Source organism: Streptomyces sp. MBT65 (genome assembly GCF_016612545.1).
Lineage (GTDB): Bacteria > Actinomycetota > Actinomycetes > Streptomycetales > Streptomycetaceae > Streptomyces.
The window spans coordinates 1-1617 of the sequence record NZ_JAENRY010000604.1; the positions used below are offsets into that span (position 1 = coordinate 1).

Consider the following 1617-nt stretch of genomic DNA (forward strand, 5'->3'; position numbering starts at 1 on the left):
GGCGGCCGTCGCTGATCCGCGCGGCGAACGTCCTGCGGCAGTACGACGAGGAGCGGGTCGCCGAGGTGTGGGCGCGGCTGTGCGGACGGCTCGCGCCGGCGGGCGGGGGCTCCCGGGGCGGGCTGCTGGTCGAGGGGACCTGCGACGAGATCGGGCGACGGCACGTGTGGGTCGCGCTCGGGCCGGAGGGGCCGCGCACGGTCACCTTCGCGACCCGGCTCGGTTCCCTGGAGCGGCCGTCCGACCTCGCCGAACGCCTCCCGAAGGCCCTCATCCACCGCAACGTTCCCGGCGAACCCGTGCACGCCTTCCTCCGCGACTTCGACCGCGCGTGGGCCGCCGCCGCGCCCTACGCCTCCTACGGCGCCCGTCAGCGCTGGATGCGCGCGGTGCGGGACCTCACCGCCGACTGGCCGGTGACGGACGGGCCGGTGCGCTGGCGGCAGGGCGAAGTGACCGTGGAGTGGCGGGCGTTGGCTCCGCGCGGGTGAATCCCGGTGCGCGTGTGGTGGGTGGGAACGATCCCCGGCGGCCGTTCGTCACACGGACGGGGAGATCGTCACAGCTCATGACCTGGAAGGAAAGGAAAGAAGTACGGGAAGTACTACCTCTGTCGTTTTCTGTAGGGACATGGCACGATCCCCCAGGCGTCCGTAAGTTACTGACGGTCAATCAGATGCGGCAGATGTGGGGGCAGGGGTATGGGAGCGGGCAGGCGAGCCCTGATCACGACGGCCATCGCGGTCGTCTGCGCGGTCACCGTCCTCGGCGCCCCCGGCACCGCGTTCGCGAGCCCGACGCCCACGCCGACCCCTTCGGCGACGCCGACCGCGTCCTCGACTCCCGTGACCAACAAGGACCTTGAGACCGTACGCGCGAAGCTCGACGCGCTCTACCACGACGCCGCGGTCGCCACGGACGCCTACAACGCGGCCGAGGAGAAGTCCCAGAAGCAGTCCGCCGAGATCGTCGAGCTGGCCAAGAAGATCGTCAAGGGCCAGGAGAAACTGGACGAGTTGAAGGACCGCGCAGGTGCCGCGGCCCGCTCCCAGTACCGCACCGGCGGCCTCCCCGACTCGGCGCAGCTGATCCTGAGCGACAACCCGCAGGCGTTCCTGGACGGCGCCGGCCGCGTGCTCCAGGGCCAGCGCGCCACCAAGGGCCTGATCGCGGAACTGACGCGCACCCAGCAGGACTTGAAGCAGTACACCGCCGACGCCTCCGCCCAGTGGCAGCAGTTGGAGAAGAACCGGCTGGCCAAGGCCACCGCGAAGAAGAAGGTCACGACCCAGATCGCGGCGGCCGAGAAGCTCGAGTCCCAGCTGGAGAAGCAGGAGAAGGAGCGGCTGGCCAAGCTGGAGCAGCAGGCCGCCCTGAAGGCGCAGACCGCCTGGCTCGACACCGGCGCCATCGCGGACGCCACCGGCAAGGCCTCGGCGGCGGGCAAGGCGGCGGTGGCCTACGCGACGGCCCAGCTCGGCAAGCCGTACGAGTGGGGCGCCGAGGGCCCGTCGTCGTACGACTGCTCGGGGCTGACCTCACAGGCCTGGGCGAGCGCCGGCGACCCGATCCCGCGCACCTCGCAGGAGCAGTGGAGGCAACTGCCGCACGTCGCCG

Annotated in this window: 1 protein-coding gene and 1 pseudogene; both read left to right on the forward strand. The window is 71.5% G+C overall.

Annotation, left to right across the window (positions count from 1 at the left end):
* Positions 1 to 491 (forward strand): annotated as a pseudogene (locus tag JHN63_RS50890) (class I SAM-dependent methyltransferase); the annotation flags it as partial.
* A 210-nt stretch (positions 492 to 701) separates the two neighbouring features.
* Positions 702 to 1617 (forward strand): C40 family peptidase (locus tag JHN63_RS50895; protein WP_200691912.1); only part of this gene is annotated, 916 nt, incomplete at its 3' end.